The sequence below is a fragment of the Halorientalis sp. LT38 genome, assembly GCF_037031225.1.
GTDB classification, from domain to species: domain Archaea; phylum Halobacteriota; class Halobacteria; order Halobacteriales; family Haloarculaceae; genus Halorientalis; species Halorientalis halophila.
Genome location: NZ_JAYEZN010000001.1, coordinates 819222 through 833493 on the forward strand (window position 1 = coordinate 819222; position 14272 = coordinate 833493).

The window sequence follows — 14272 nt, forward strand, 5'->3', positions numbered from 1 at the left end:
GGACCAACTGCGAGGACTCGAACTCATGACGGAGATCAGCTGTGACCTGGAGGACGGCGGGTGTTACTGCCTGCTGTCGGACGTGATGGAACTGCTCGGGAAGAAGTACGTGATGGACCTGGTGTGCATCGTCGCGATGCACGGGCGGGCGCGGTTCGGCGAGATCGAGTCGCACCTGCCGGGCGCGAGCACGTCGACGCTCTCGACGCGGCTGGACGAACTGGAAGCTGCTGGGCTCGTCCGGCGCGAGCAGTACGACGAGATCCCGCCCCGCGTCGAGTACGAACTGACGCCGGAAGGAGCGGAACTCGGCGAGCGGCTGGAGCCCGTCCTCGAGTGGGTGCGCGAGTACGACGGCTCGAGCGGCTAATTAGGCCAGCCAGGCGTCTTCGATCTCGACGTACCCACGCGACCCCTCCCACACCGGCTCGTACTCCAGTTCGATCGCGCGGTCCATGTGCGGGCCGTCGGTCACCAGCGTCTCGAACTCGCCGCCCTCGCCCAGAATGTGCACGCCGTACTCGTCGTTGAGCGCTTCGAGTTCCGCGAGTGCATCGCGGTCCAGCGTCCGGCCGAGCCAGGACTCGTCCAGCCCGTAGGCCGCCACCTGGACGATCCGGATCTCGAAGCCGGCGTCGAGCATCGCGTCGGCCAGTTCGCGCGGGTCCTCCTGCCAGAGCGGCGCGTACACCTCGGCGCCGAGCCGGTCGGCCATCGCCTCGATGCGGCTGGTCTGGTACTCGCTCTCGACCGCGCCCGCGGTCACCCCCGCGAGACCGCCGTCGAGGTCCTCATCCAGTTCCCAGAGCGCGGCCTCCAGCGGTTCGAGTTCCGCGTCGCCCTGGACCCCCGAATCGGTGGCCGCCTCGGCGTCGAAGTCCGCTGGCTCCACGCCGACGAGTTCGATCCCGACGCTCTCGGCGGCCAGCGCGGCCAGGTCCGTCGCCGGGACGTGGTACATGTACGAGTCGCCCTCGGGGTGGACGGTCACGAGGCGCTCGACCGGCAGGCCGCGTTCGAGCGCCCGGTAGAGCGCCCACGAGGAGTCCTTGCCGCCCGAGAAGAGACCGACCCACGCGCCCTCGGCTGCCATGCCCGGGGCTTGTCGGCGGTCGCCTAAATCCACACCGGTCCGAGTCGGCGGCGTTACTGTCCCTCGACGACCTCCTCCTCGACGCCGTTGAAGTACGAGGAGAAGCGGACGCCGACCAGCGAGACGAATACTCCGGCGAGGATGAAGAGAAGCAGGTGGACGCGCGGTTCGAGCGTGAAGCCCTGGATCGAGACGATCCCCAGGTCCATCGCCGGGATCGAGAAGGCGGGGAACACCTCGGCGGTCTCGAGGAAGTACGCGGAGAAGCCGCGGACGACCAATCCGACCGCGAGCGCGACGAAGGGGAGGTTGACGTAGGCGCTGTGGACCCGGTCCCGGCGGAGGATCTCGTCCAGTAGCCGCCCGGTGCTGGCGGCGAAGGCGGCCGCGGTCACCCACGGGATGCTGTCGAAGGCGAACCGCGTCGCGAGGATGAACGGGACATCGTTCTCGGTCGCCGAGATGCCGATCGCGCCGGCGAACACGCCGATCAGCGCCAGCCCGACGGCCACGACGTAGGTGACCAGAGACACCTGCCCGGAGTAGAGCGCGTTCTGGATCTGCCCCGGCAGCGACGCGAGCACGGAGTCGATGCCCAGCCCCTTGTAGAGGAAGAAGACGCCGATGACCGCGGCGATCGCCCCCGCGGCGACCGCCGGGCTGTTGGCCAGCGTCATCAGCGCGGGGAAAGCGAGCAAGGCGACGCCGAGCGGGATCAGGATCGTCTTCCGGAGTTCCTCGTCGGCCAGGAACTGCTTGAGCAGGTAGTAGGTGGACTCGATGTCCCTGGCCTGGCGGACGACGACGCGGTCGACGGCGTCGACGCGCACCCGGCTCTCGACGATCGGCACGAGCCGCTCGTCCTCGGCGCTGTCGACGACGACGATGGCCGATTCGAGGTCGTACTCGTCGTCCAGCTGGTCGGTCTGGCGCGCGACCAGCCGGTCGGCCGACACGGAGTCGCCCACCGCCGAGAGCACGGCCACGACGACGTCTTCGCCCTCGTCGCGGAGGTCGCGAGTGACCCGGAGCGCCTCGAGGACGCAGTTGACGCGACTGTCCTCGGGATCGGCCACCCCGAGGTCCGTCACGAGCGACTGGACGGCCTCCCACCCGACGACCGGCGGCTCCGCCGTGAGGTCCCCCGTCCGGTCGATACACGCCACCAACGTGGTCACGTTCGACTGTTGGGACACCGACGGATAAAAAACATTGCAGGCGGGTCAACGACGGAAGTCGAACCCGTCGCCACCGCGGAACGCGCTCGCGACGCCCGCCCCGAACGCGTACGCGGTCGATTGCGCACCGCTGCGCAGGCGGTCCCGCAGCCCCAGCGACGGCGTGAACTCGCGGACGTCGATCGGCTCCTCCAGGCGCGCTTCGAGTCGCTCCTCGACGTCCTCGCGCGTCCCGACCTCGTCGACGAGACCCAGTTCGTCCGCCTCCGTCCCGAGGTAGATCCGTGCCTCGGTCTCCCGGATCCGCTCGGGGTCGATGTCCCGACCCGCCGCCACGGTCTCGACGAAGTCGTCGTAGTAGTCGTCGACGATCCCCTGCAGGTACTCGCGTTCGTCCTCCTCGAGGTCCTTGAGCGGGAGGCCCGCGTCCTTGTACTCGCCGGCGGTGAACTGCTCGTAGCTGATCCCGAGGTCCTCGGCGAGGTCGCTGACGTTGACCCGCGAGCCGATGACGCCGATGGACCCGACGATGCTCCCCCGCCGCGCCCACAGCTCGTCGCAGCCGCTCGCGATGTCGTACCCGCCGCTGGCGCAGACGTCCGTGGCGTAGGCGACCGTCGGCCCGTCGAAGCGCTCGGCGGCCAGCCGGATGTCCTCGCTCGGGACGATCTCGCCGCCCGGCGTGTTGAGTTTCACCAGCAGCGCCTCGGCCGCGCTCGCGTCGGCCTGTTCGATCTGCTCGACGATCGCGTCCGCGTCGGCGCCGGTCGGCCGCGAGGCGATCCCGCCGCCCGCAGAGCGGGTGATCGGTCCCTCGACGGCCACCTCCGCGACGTTGTACCCCGGCAAGATGCTGTCCGCGAGCGAACTCCCGACCCGCACCGCCATCGGCGCCACTGACAGCACGAGCACCACCCCGAGCAACGTCGTCAGGTCCTGCGGGTACGCGACGAGTACGAACCAGGCGAGGGCGATCACCGCGACCCCCACGACGAGTGCGAGGACGACGCGTCCGATCCCCCGCAGTCGCCTCCGTCCATCTGTCATGCTCGGGCTTCGGTGTCGCGCGGCCAAAAAACCGTCCGGTACCCCGCCGGCGTCACCCTGCGGTCGACGCGGCCGAGGCAGTCGCTCCCCGACGTCGCGAATCGAGAAAACTGCAAATCAGCGAGCCGTCTAGAGCAGCCCCGTCTTCTGGAGCTTCATCAGGTCCTCGGTGTCGAGGGTCTCGCCTTCCTTGAACTTCTGGTAGATCTCCTCGGCCTCCTCGCGCGCGGCCTCCTGCTCTTCCTCGCGCTTGCTGCGTTCCTGCTCTTCTTCCTTCTTGTCCAGTTCGCGCAGGCGCTTCTGGACGGTCACGAAGTCCTCGTGGTGCTGGTCGGCCGCCTCCTGGGCCTCGACGAACTTCTCGTGCATCTCGTCGGCGTCGTCGCGGATCTCGTCGGCCTCGCGGTAGGCCTCGATCATCTGGTTGTGATGTTTCTGGGCCTCGTCCGCGAGTTCGGTCACCTTCTGGTGGTGCTGGGAGGCTTCCGAGCGGATCTCTTCGGCTTCCTCCTTGATCTCCTCGACGTCACCGGTCTGATCGAGCTTCTCCTTTTTCTCCTGGAGCTTCTCGCGTTTGTCCTCGATCTTCTCGATGAGCTCCCGCTCCTCTTCCGGGTTGAGGACCTCCGTCTGCTGTTTGAACTCCAGATCCTCGATCTCGTCTTTGAGCTGGTCCATCGAGCTGCCCTCGTCCAGTTCGAGGTCGGACTTCATCTCCTCGACCTGGTCGAACAGCTCGTTGGCCTCGGCGTTGAGCTCGTTGCGCTTTTCCTTGTGCTCCTGGACCTCCGAGTTGAGCTCGTCGCGTTTCTCGCGGTGCTCCTGGGCCTCGTCGACCTTCTCGCGCGTCTTCGCGTTCAGGTCGTCTCGGCTGGACGCCCGCTCCGAGGCGAGCTGGTTCAGCTCGTTCCGTCGGTCGCGGAGTTGTCCGGCGAGTTTGATAAGTTCGCCTTTCGATTTGTTTTCGATGTCGTCGTCTGTTACTTCGATGTTGTCAGTTTCGTCGATTGACTCTGCCATGGTTACACCTCTATGCCATTACCGCTCCAGCTCGCGACAGTCGCCACTGCGTGGCGTCGGCCAGCACCTGATAAGTAGGGTTCCCTGTCATTCTACGGGCGTCGCACGATACTGCCGGAACGCTGGAGGCGTTCTGGTAGGTGATAGTATTGGTGACGACAATTTAAATATTCCGGTCGTCACCCCCCGCGGAACCGACTACCAAACGCCTGACGGCACCACGGTACGGTCACCCATACCGAGCCGGCAGGGTCGATACCGCACCCCGTTCGCCGACCGCGGCACCGCGATCAGCGCAGGTCGTAGCTGTTCTCGACGACGCCGTTGGAAAGCTCGAGCGTGAGCGTCGCTGCGTCGGCGTCTCCCGGCAGATCCGCGGTGCCCGCCGTCGCCGTGGAACCGGGATCGACCGCGACCTCGGCCTCGCCCTCGGCGTCGCCGGCGACCCACTCGACGGTCGCGTCCACGGCAGCCGTGCCGTCGTTACAGACCGCGATCTCCGAGTGCTCGCCGGCTACGGGCGTCACCAGCGTCGCCTGTACGGGCTCGTACGCGTCGCGTAACGCGTCGAAGGCGGCCTTCTCTGTCCCGTCCCGTTCGAGCAGGCCCATCCCCGCCTCGTCGACGTCCCGGAGCGTGTGGGCGGCGAACAACGCGGTTCCATCCCTGCGGAGACTCTCGGCGACCCGTTTGACGACGCCGGCCTGGTAGCGCTGGGAGGTGTCGACCCCCTCCTCGACGCGGGCGTCGTGTTTCGCCCGGTCGAACCCCGGTACGTCCTCGGGGACGACCGAGCCGAACGCGCCGGCGCCGAACTCCCCGATCACGTCGCCGACGCCGAACGTGTCCCGGAGCCACGCCACGTCGCCCGATTCCCCGTAGTCCCACCCGGGGTAGAGCGCGGTCGCGTCGGCGTCGCTCCCCAGCGGCCCGACCACGGGCAAGACGATTCGATCCTCGGGAAACGCCGCGGCCACGGCGTCCGCGGGCCCGCGGTCGTAGCTGGTGCGCCAGGCCCGCCAGCGGAGGCGGAGCCGGTCGATCGCGCCCGATCCCAGGGGGTCCGTGCAGAACTCGACCGGGTCGTCGTGCACGCTGTAGGCCGCGAGCGACGGGTGTCGCCCGTAGGTCCGGTCGATCGCGGCGGCGACGTCCCGCCCGCGCTCCGCGTCGAACGCGCCCGGCCCGGTCAGCGGGAGGTCCTGCCAGACCAGCAGGCCGGCCTCGTCACAGGCCTCGTAGACCCCCGGTTCGGGCGCGTGGGCGTGCATCCGAACGAGGGCGGCGTTGGCCGCGACTGCCCGCTCGACGTCCTCGGGCGTCCCGTCGAGCAGCGTCACCCCGCGACCCGGCACGCGCTCGCCGTTGATGACGAGGCCGTCGTCGTCTCGCGCTATCGAGCACAGCCCCGTGACGACCGTCCGGGTTTCGTCGCCGAGTTTCGCCCGGACCGCGTACCGGTGCTGGGGCCCGTGACCGCGCGGCCACCAGAGCGACGGGTCGCGGACCTCGATCGTGTGCTCGACGACGGCCTGCTCCCCGGCGGCCGCCTCGACGGTCGTCCGGTCCATCATGCCCCGGCTCTGGAACTCGCCCTCGGGGCGCAGCGAGAAGGTCATGCGGTCGTCGAGGTCCGTGTCCGTCTCGACGACGGCCCGGACGTCGATCTCTGCGTCGCCGTCGACCAGCCGGGGGGCGACGTCCAGGTCGAAGACGAAGGTCCCGGAATACGTCTCGATCGAGGCGTCCCACCAGATGCCGGGGACGCGATCGGATTCGGGGACCAGGTCGGTGTCGTGGACGCCGCCGAAGCGGTCCTCGGGGGCGCGACAGACCACGATCAGTTCGTTCTCCTCGTCGGGTTCGAAGGCGTGGCGGAACGGCCGGAAGTACGCGTCGTGTTCGCCGACGAGTTCGTCGTTGAGCCAGATCCTGGCGTGGGCGAACAGACCGCGGAGTTCGACGACGGCGCGTTCCTCGTCACCCGACCGGGGATCGTCGAAGACGGAGCGATACGCGGCGGCGTCGGCGCCCGAAAAGACCTGCGGACGGCCCGGTACCTCCACGGGCGTCCACACGTCCGGCTCGGGTTTGCCCGCCCCCGGCTCGACCGACGTCCCGGTCCACTCGCCCAGCATACGTGTCCGGGCGTCCGCCTCTGCCATATCCTTTACGCGACACTCGACCCTCGAAGGCGCGGACCTGTTCGCCGGCGACCACTTTCACTTTCACTCCGCGGACGGCTCGCCTTGATACCCCTCGCTGCCGAATTCGAGTGTATGATCGAGGAACTGTCCTGTACCTGCCGCGGCTGTGATCGGGAACTCCACGACGGCGCGTGCCAGCTGACCTTCCGGACCGAAGACGGCGAGCGCCGGGCCTACGAGTGCGCCTGCGGTGCCGTCACGATCACCGTCGCCCGCTGACGCGACGGCGAAGCGACCCCCTCAAGTGGGGCCGGCCGGAACGCCGGCTATGGAAGAAGTCATTCGCGCACGCGGGCACGAGAACGTCTCGGCCCAGCACGCGAGCACGTTCGAGGTGACGAGCGACGACTACCTCACGCCCGCCGGCGACTGCATTCTGGGCGTCGAGGCCGACCGCACCCCGGCAGACTTCGATCCCGCGTTCCTCGATGCCTGCCAGTCGGGCGACGCGACCATCACCGTCGAACTCGCCGCCGGCGGCTCCACGGAGACCGTCACCGGTCGCGGCCACCCCGACCTCTCCTTCGAGAACGACCGGAGCGCCGTCGGTCGGACGAGCGACTACGTGGACGACCGCACGGTGCTCGTCGACGCCGACGCAGCGGCGGCCGATCTCGACCGGGACCTCGTCGCGGCGCTGGCCGACGGCGCCGACCTGACCGTCACGCTGACCGTCGAGTGACCGGGACGAGGCGTCCGACCGGTGGTCGCGCGTCGATCCCGGTGCGCATTTTGCCCGGCGATCCCTAGCCTGGGTATGTCCGAGGACCCCGAGCCGGCGGAGAACATCAGCGGGGGTGCGGCGGGCGGGGGCTACGCCGACACCTTCGACGCCGACGCGCCTGCGACCCGCGCCGAAGCCGTCGTCGACAGGCTGGGCGAACTGTACTGGCAGAAATCCTACGGCGGCCGGGACGCCTTCGAGTGTCTCGTCCGGACGATCCTCAGCCAGAATACGAGCGACGTGGCCAGTCAGCCGGCCCACGACTCGCTGATGGACCGGTACAGCTCTCGTGGCGACCTGGCCAACGCTCTCGCCGAGGCCGATCAGACCGAGGTCGCCGAGACGATCAGTTCGGCGGGCCTCTACAACCAGAAGTCAGAACGGATCGTCGACATCGCCGGGCGCATCCGCGAGGAGTACGGCGGCGAGGCGGGGTTCGACGAGTTCGTCCGCGAGGAAGATCCGACGGTGGTCAGAAACGCCCTGCTGGAGATGACCGGCGTCGGCCCGAAGACCGCCGACTGCGTGCTGCTGTTCGCCGGCGGTCGGCAGGGCGTCTTTCCCGTGGACACCCACGTCCACCGGATCGCCCGGCGGATCGGACTGGCGCCGGCGGACGCGGACCACGAGGGCGTTCGGGCGCACCTGGAGCGAGACGTGCCGGGCGAGAAGTGCGGCTTCGGGCACACCGCGATGATCCAGTTCGGGCGCGAGCACTGTTCGGCCCGCAAGCCGGACTGTCTCGACGATCCGGAGGCGTGTCCGATGGCTGATCTCTGTGATCAGGTGGGCGTCGAACCGTCGACGGGCGAGGTCGTCGATCCGTCGGAAGTGGAGACGGCGGACTGACAGTCGGTGCAGTCGGACGCTTCGGGACGCAGGAGAGGGAGTCCCCGCTCGACGGTCGCTGGCCGGGTCAGGGGCTCGGGACCGATCGAGCGGGGACAGGGGAGAGCGGGTGAAACCGCTGTGACCGTCGTCCCGGGGTCGTGGAGGGGCGAGCAGGCGACACGGGGGGTACCGCGAAGCGGTGTGTCGCGCTCCCGCCTCGGTCGCTCCGCGGCCGCGGTCAGGTCACGGGCGAGGCTGGTCGCGGTTCGGGATATAAAGGTACGGCCGAAGGCCTCAGAGGAAGCGGAACGTCTCCAGGTTCTTCGGCGCGAAGGTCCGCATGTTGAACTCGTGGTAGAGCGCCGAGGAGAGGTCCTGCGTCGAGGACTCGTCACCGTGGACGCAGAGGACCTTCTCGGGGCGCGGGTTCATCGTCTTGACGAAGTTCTCCAGTCCCTGGCGGTCGGCGTGGCCGGAGAAGCCGTCGACGGTCTCGACGTCGCAGTTCAGCGTCAGCGAGTCCGACCGGCCGCGCCCCCGGCTGTTGCCGATCGGGACCTTGTCCTGGCCTTTCTGGATGCGGCGGCCGAGGGTGCCCTGGGCCTGGTAGCCGACGAAGGTGAGCGTGGTGTCCGGGTCGGGGCCCAGGTGTTCGAGCCAGGACATGATCGGCCCGCCGGTGACCATCCCGGAGGTCGAGAGGATGATCGCCGGGCCGCCGTCGGCGACCTCCCGGCGCTCGTCCTCGCCGCCGTCGATGTGGTTGAACTGGTCGGCCAGGAACGGGTTCTCGTCCTCGTGGAAGATGCGATCGCGCAGGTCGTCGCGCAGGTACTCGGGGTACGTGGTGTGGATGGCCGTCGCCTCCCAGATCATCCCGTCCAGGTGGACTGGCATCTCGGGGATGTCGCCGTTGCGCATCGCCTCCTCGATGACGAGCATCATCTCCTGGGAGCGCCCGACGGCGAAGGCGGGGATCAGGACCTTCCCGCCGCGGTCGTGGGTGTCGCGGATGACCTGCTTGAGTTTGCGCTCCGAGTCCTTCTGGTCGGTCTGGTAGTCGTTGCGACCGCCGTAGGTGGACTCGAGGACGAGCGTCTCGACGCGGGGGAACTCGTTGACCGCGCCGTTGAACAGGCGGGTGTCCTCGTAGTGGATGTCGCCGGAGAAGGCGACGTTGTAGAGGCCGTCGCCGACGTGGAAGTGGGCGATCGAGGAGCCGAGGATGTGACCCGCGTTGTGCAGCGTGAGTTTGATGTCCGGGGCGATGTCGGTCACGTCGCCGTACTCCAGCGGGATGGTGTGTTTGATCGCCTCGCGGACCATCTCGCTCTCGTAGGGCGGCGTCCGGCCCTCCTTGGCGGCGACGTCGAGGTAGTCGAGCGTGAGCAGGCCCATCAGGTCGCGCGTGGGCTCCGTGCAGTAGATCGGGCCGTCGTAGCCGTACTTGAAGAGAAGCGGGATCAGCGCAGAGTGGTCGAGGTGGGCGTGCGTGAGCACCACCGCGTCGATCGAGTTCGCGCCCGCGCCCAGCGCTTCGGGAACCTGCAAGTAGGGCACCTCGTCCTCGGCGCCGGGTTTGTCGCCGCAGTCGACGAGGACGCGCGTCTCCGGCGTCGAGACGATGAACGCGGCGCGCCCGACCTCGCGGCAACAGCCCAGGGTGGTGATCCGCACCCACTCGTCGTCGGACATCTCCTCGCGGTGGATCTGCCGGCCGATCCGCTCCAGGATGTCCCGGCGTTCGTCGCGTTCCTGCTTCAGGAAGTTCCGGACGTTCGAGACCGTCGAGGACTCGATGGGCGGCGTCCGGACGACCTCGGGCGTCCACCCCACCTTCTGGGTGATCTCACGCAGCGTCGAACCGTGGCGACCGATCACCATCCCCGGTTTCTCGGCCTGGATGACGACCTCACCGGTGTCGGCGTGGAAGTCGAGGTCGGTGACCCCGGCCTCCTCCGGGGTCACCGCCATGATCTGCTCGCGGGCCTTCTCCGGGACCGACAGCACGTCCGGGTCCGGTCGGACCGTGATGCGTTTGCGCAACTGGCTGGCCAGCTGCCGGATGAGATCGCCGTTCTGGGCGAACTTCTTGGGATCGCGCGTGTACACGACGAGTTCCGGGCCTTCGTACTGGACGTCCGAGATGGAGATGTCGCTCGGAACCTCGTCGACGATCGCTGCTTTCAACTCGTCTAACTGATTGTCTACCGTGCTCATAGCTCGAAACTGACGAAAAAGCGCTCCTGCGTCCGAACGTGACGTCGCTGGTTGTCGGTCGGGGACGTCCCCACCCACTCCCGCGCGGCGGGACACAGGCTGTCTCCTGTAAGGGTCATAGTGGTTTCCGATATCGGTGGTCGATCCGCTACGTGCGGTCCGAACTCGTCGCTGGACGGTGAGTCCGGAAAACCGGCCTGTAACCGCTCTTTTGCCTCTTCATTATAAAAGCCTTCGCAAAGCAGTAGGTATTCGACGCCCTGCGGTCCCCCATGGAGGTCTCACCCGCCATCGTCGCCGCCGAACACGAGTGGGTCCGCGAGCGCGCCCCGACGATCGTCGCGCTGATAAACACCGTCAGATCGGATCTCGGCGAACACTTCGGGGTCGAGGTTGGTGACGTCACCGTCGAGCAGTACCAGCGGGCGGCCGACGAGGTGTTCGCCGACGGCGACCTCGCGGTCAACGTCGCCGCCCTGGTCCGACTGCTCAGAGATCTCGACGTCGATGGCGACTATCCGGGGTTCGTCGTGGACGAACTGCTCGGCCGCGAACTGGCAGGGATGCTCGCCGGGAACCAGCCCCTGCGGTTGCTCGGCGAGGCGACCTTCCACTACGCGGACGTGCTGGCGCAGGGTGACCCGGGCGACGCCGCCGGCGCCGACGACCTCGACGCCGCACTGGCCGCCGGGTTCCAGACGCGACTGCCCGGCTGGGAGTGGACGGAGACGGAGAGCCCCTTCGTCAGCGAGTGAGCGGCCGTGGCGCTGGAACCATCGAATGACAGAGAACGGCGAGCGCGAACTGGTGCCACCCTCGGAACCCCACCGGAATCCCCCAGTACCCCCCCAGGTACCGTCGCCAGGGAACCGGATCCCATTCCACGGGTCAGTCCCGATGGCCCCCTCAGCCATCGGGCTACACGATACAACAGACGCTTCCGGGGTCTAACCTTCGCCGGATATAGAGGGCCATTTATTAGTCAGCTGATCGAGCGGCGACGCGCGGTCGCTCGGCCCGGCCTCAGTCGTCGCCGTAGGCCGTCCGGAGGTGGGTCACCAGCGCCGCGACGCGATCGGGGTCGTACGTCCAGAACCCGTCGTAGGCGCCGGGCTCTCGTTCCCACGCGATCAGCGCGCACGCCTGTGACCGCGCGTCGGACCCGGCCGGCGAGAACGCGACGAACCAGTACTGGCCGAGTTCACCGTCGGACTCGGCGTGGGCGGTCACGTTTGGGATAGAGGGTTCGTCCCACTCGACGTCGGTGTAGACGTGGACGTCGAGGTCGCTCTCGGCGAGACGTTCGTACACCGTCCGCTGGGCCGACAGCGCGGCCGGACGCTGAAAGCCCACGTGGAGTTCTCCCTCGCCCACACGCCAGGCGCGGTCCTCGATCTCGCGCGTCGCGGCCAGCAGGTGACGACGCTCGAAGGACCGAAAGAGCGTGTCGTCGAGGAGTTCGAGCAGCGGCTCCAGCGCGCCGGTCGCGGCGGGCTCCGGGTCGAGCAGTCCAGCGGGCGGCTCGAAGAGCGTGGCGACCGTCTCGAGGGTGACGCTCCCGAGGAAACGCTCGCCCTCGCGCACGGTGACGAACCCGGGGCCGGCACCAGGTGGCAGGCGGTCGAACCTGACATCGACGTTCCAGTCCCGGAAGCGCGTCTCGAGATCGTCCGGGGGGGCGTCGGCGTAGACGGTCACGGTCCGCCGGCGGGCAGCGAAGTCGTCGACGAACCCCCGGAGAGACTGGGTCATCCGCCCACCAGATCCCGGAGCGACTGCGGTGGTTCCTCAGAGGTGGCGACCTCGATCCGAAAGGCCTCGTCGAGGCACCGGTCGACCCACGCCGGGACCGCCTCGACCGAGACGACGCCGGTGTCCGCGTCGTAACTGACGAAGCCCTCGGCCTCGAGTTTCGGGAGATGGACGTGTTGCAGTGCGATGTGGATGCGCTCGCGACCTCGCGCGTCCGCGTCGCTGCCAGTGACCGCGGCGAGCCAGCCGGTCAGCACGTCCGCCAGTTCCCGCCGCGTCGCATCTCCGTGTTCCCGGAGATAGTAGAGCAGGAACCGGCGCCGGTGGTCGGCGATCGCTCGAAAGCGAGCGTCGACGGCTTCGGGTGGGGTGGGTGTGCCAGTGTGGCTCATACTGGTTTCTCTATGGGGTATTCTTTTATTTATTTTTGCGGTGTAATTAGCAGGTACTTCGGTCGGAGCCGGGTGCGGACCGGGCGGGTTTATTACTCCCGTGTCGGACTACCGTGTATGAGCGACACGCAGGATCTCGGGATCACCGAGAGCAAGGAGCACGCGACCGGTGAGTGGTACGCGGAAGTGATCCAGAAGGCCAAACTCGCCGACTACGCGCCGATGGGCGGGTTCATTATCACCCGGCCCCGCGGCTACGCGCTCTGGGAGCGCCTCCAGGATCACCTCGATGCCTGGTTCAAGGACACCGGGGTCACCAACGCGTACTTCCCGATGTTCATCCCCGAGTCCTACCTCGAGAAGGAGAAAGACATCGTCGAGGGCTTCGACCCCGAGGTGGCATGGGTCACCCACGGCGGCTACGAGGAACTCGAGGAGCGACTGGCCGTCCGCCCGACGAGCGAGTCCATCATCACGCCCTTCCTCGCCAAGTGGACCCGGAGCCACCGCGACCTGCCCCACCGCGTGAACCAGTGGTGCTCCGTGGTGCGGTGGGAGGCCACCGAGACAAAGCCCTTCTTCCGCACCAAGGAGTTCCTCTGGCAGGAGGGCCACACCGCCCACGCCGAGGAGGACGGAGCATGGGACGAGGCGATGACTCGCCTCGACCAGTACGAGAAGCTCTACGAGGAGGTCCTCGGCATCCCGGTCTTGCGCGGTCGCAAGCCCGACCACGACAAGTTCCCCGGCGCGCACACGACGACGACCGTCGAGGCGCTCATGCCCGACGGGAAGTCCGTCCAGGGCGCTACCTCTCACTACCTGGGGACCTCCTTCGCGGAGGCCTACGACGTGACCTACGTCGACGAGGACGAGGAGGAACAGACCGCCCACACGACTTCGTGGGGCCTGTCCTGGCGCTCGCTCGGTGCGCTGGTGATGACCCACTCGGACGACCAGGGCCTGGTTCTCCCGCCCGCGCTCGCACCCGAACAGGTCGTGATCGTCCCGATCTGGCAGGAGGACACCAAGGAGGAAGTGCTCGAGTACGCCGAGAACCTCGCGCTCGACCTGGACGAGCAGTTCCGCGTCCACCTCGACGACCGCGACGAGCGCAACCCCGGCTTCAAGTTCAACGAGTGGGAGCTGAAGGGCGTCCCCCTCCGGATCGAGGTCGGTCCCAACGAGGTCGCGGACGAGGAGGTCACGCTGGTTCACCGCCCGGACGGCGAGAGCGAGACCGCCGACCGCGACGGACTGGCCGACGCGGTGGACGAGCATCTGGACACGGTGTTCGCGAAACTGAAGGCCGCCGCGGAGGAGAACCTGGAGGAGAACGTCCGCGAAGCCGAGAGCCGCGAGGAGATCCTGGGCACCCTCGGCCAGCACGGCGGCTACGTCAAAGCGCCGTGGTGCGGCGACGAGGACTGCGAGGAACCGATAAAGGACGCCATCGCCGCCGAGATCGTGATGGTCCCGATGGACCGCGACGCGGAACCCACTGGCGACGAATGTGCGATTTGTGGCGACGACGCTGTCGAAACCGCATACTTCGCGAAAAGTTACTGAACGGACGTCGATTATTCCGGCGCATATTGCCGGCGAAATCCGCTCTTTTCGGGACGATCCGCGAACCCGTCTCCCAACGAACGTGAAACGGTTGGAATTGTGAATCGTGGCGAACTGACGGGAGCGGACGCCAGGGCCGCGCACGGCGAGGTCTCCCGATAGAATATCAGTATTATGGAGAATGTGTTTATATGCCCTTATTTGAGTTTAACAGACCCTTAGCCCTTGAGGGACAGTCT

Annotated in this window: 14 protein-coding genes; 6 read left to right on the plus strand and 8 right to left on the minus strand. The window is 67.7% G+C overall.

The genetic code is table 11. The features are described 5' to 3' along the window. Positions 1–25: 25 nt before the first annotated feature. Positions 26–370, plus strand: a complete 345-nt coding sequence (locus tag U5918_RS04385; RefSeq protein WP_335999756.1) for a winged helix-turn-helix transcriptional regulator — start codon at positions 26–28, stop codon at positions 368–370. On the opposite strand, the gene U5918_RS04390 is transcribed toward U5918_RS04385, so the two are convergent. The 5 genes from U5918_RS04390 to U5918_RS04410 all read right to left on the minus strand — a co-directional run bounded on the left by U5918_RS04390 (position 371) and on the right by U5918_RS04410 (position 6503). Beyond that, positions 371–1093 (minus strand): diphthine--ammonia ligase, encoded by a 723-nt coding sequence (locus U5918_RS04390; RefSeq protein ID WP_335999758.1) that lies wholly within the window; start codon positions 1091–1093, stop codon positions 371–373. A 53-nt stretch (positions 1094–1146) separates the two neighbouring features. Beyond that, positions 1147–2271, minus strand: coding sequence for a DUF373 family protein (locus tag U5918_RS04395; RefSeq protein WP_335999760.1), 1125 nt, complete (start codon positions 2269–2271; stop codon positions 1147–1149). A gap of 45 nt (positions 2272–2316) precedes the next feature. Beyond that, the gene (gene sppA / locus U5918_RS04400) at positions 2317–3318 is read right to left on the minus strand and encodes a signal peptide peptidase SppA (protein ID WP_335999761.1); all 1002 of its coding nucleotides are present in this window, start codon (positions 3316–3318) and stop codon (positions 2317–2319) included. 129 nt (positions 3319–3447) lie between these two features. After that, complete coding sequence (locus U5918_RS04405) at positions 3448–4338, minus strand: coiled-coil protein (protein ID WP_335999763.1); 891 nt, start codon at positions 4336–4338, stop codon at positions 3448–3450. Between the two features lie 290 nt (positions 4339–4628). Then, the gene (locus tag U5918_RS04410) at positions 4629–6503 is read right to left on the minus strand and encodes a glycoside hydrolase family 2 protein (protein ID WP_335999765.1); all 1875 of its coding nucleotides are present in this window, start codon (positions 6501–6503) and stop codon (positions 4629–4631) included. A gap of 114 nt (positions 6504–6617) precedes the next feature. Between U5918_RS04410 and U5918_RS04415 the strand changes: the two genes are divergently transcribed. The 3 genes from U5918_RS04415 (at position 6618) to U5918_RS04425 (ending at position 8118) form a co-directional block, all read left to right on the plus strand. Continuing rightward, positions 6618–6764: a hypothetical protein gene (locus U5918_RS04415; protein WP_335999766.1), complete on the plus strand. Its 147-nt coding sequence runs from the start codon at positions 6618–6620 to the stop codon at positions 6762–6764. A gap of 49 nt (positions 6765–6813) precedes the next feature. Further along, positions 6814–7227, plus strand: a complete 414-nt coding sequence (locus U5918_RS04420; RefSeq protein WP_335999767.1) for a DUF371 domain-containing protein — start codon at positions 6814–6816, stop codon at positions 7225–7227. A gap of 75 nt (positions 7228–7302) precedes the next feature. Then, on the plus strand, positions 7303–8118 hold the full coding sequence (locus tag U5918_RS04425) for an endonuclease III domain-containing protein (RefSeq protein ID WP_335999769.1): 816 nt from the start codon (positions 7303–7305) through the stop codon (positions 8116–8118). Between the two features lie 276 nt (positions 8119–8394). Here the strand turns inward: U5918_RS04425 and U5918_RS04430 are convergent, their stop codons facing one another. Beyond that, positions 8395–10320 (minus strand): beta-CASP ribonuclease aCPSF1, encoded by a 1926-nt coding sequence (locus tag U5918_RS04430; RefSeq protein WP_335999771.1) that lies wholly within the window; start codon positions 10318–10320, stop codon positions 8395–8397. A 272-nt stretch (positions 10321–10592) separates the two neighbouring features. Here U5918_RS04430 and U5918_RS04435 point away from each other — a divergent pair, with 272 nt between their 5' ends. Next, positions 10593–11075, plus strand: coding sequence for a DUF7984 family protein (locus U5918_RS04435; protein WP_335999773.1), 483 nt, complete (start codon positions 10593–10595; stop codon positions 11073–11075). 268 nt (positions 11076–11343) lie between these two features. On the opposite strand, the gene U5918_RS04440 is transcribed toward U5918_RS04435, so the two are convergent. Both U5918_RS04440 and U5918_RS04445 read right to left on the minus strand, forming a co-directional pair. Then, positions 11344–12072, minus strand: a complete 729-nt coding sequence (locus tag U5918_RS04440; RefSeq protein WP_335999775.1) for a DICT sensory domain-containing protein — start codon at positions 12070–12072, stop codon at positions 11344–11346. Then, a complete protein-coding gene (locus U5918_RS04445; RefSeq protein ID WP_335999777.1) occupies positions 12069–12464 on the minus strand; it encodes a DUF7344 domain-containing protein in 396 nt (131 codons plus the stop codon). The genes U5918_RS04440 and U5918_RS04445 overlap by 4 nt, the downstream gene beginning before the upstream one ends. A gap of 117 nt (positions 12465–12581) precedes the next feature. On the opposite strand from U5918_RS04445, the gene proS reads away from it, so the two are divergent. Beyond that, positions 12582–14033, plus strand: a complete 1452-nt coding sequence (gene proS / locus U5918_RS04450) for a proline--tRNA ligase (RefSeq protein ID WP_335999778.1) — start codon at positions 12582–12584, stop codon at positions 14031–14033. Positions 14034–14272: the final 239 nt, after the last annotated feature.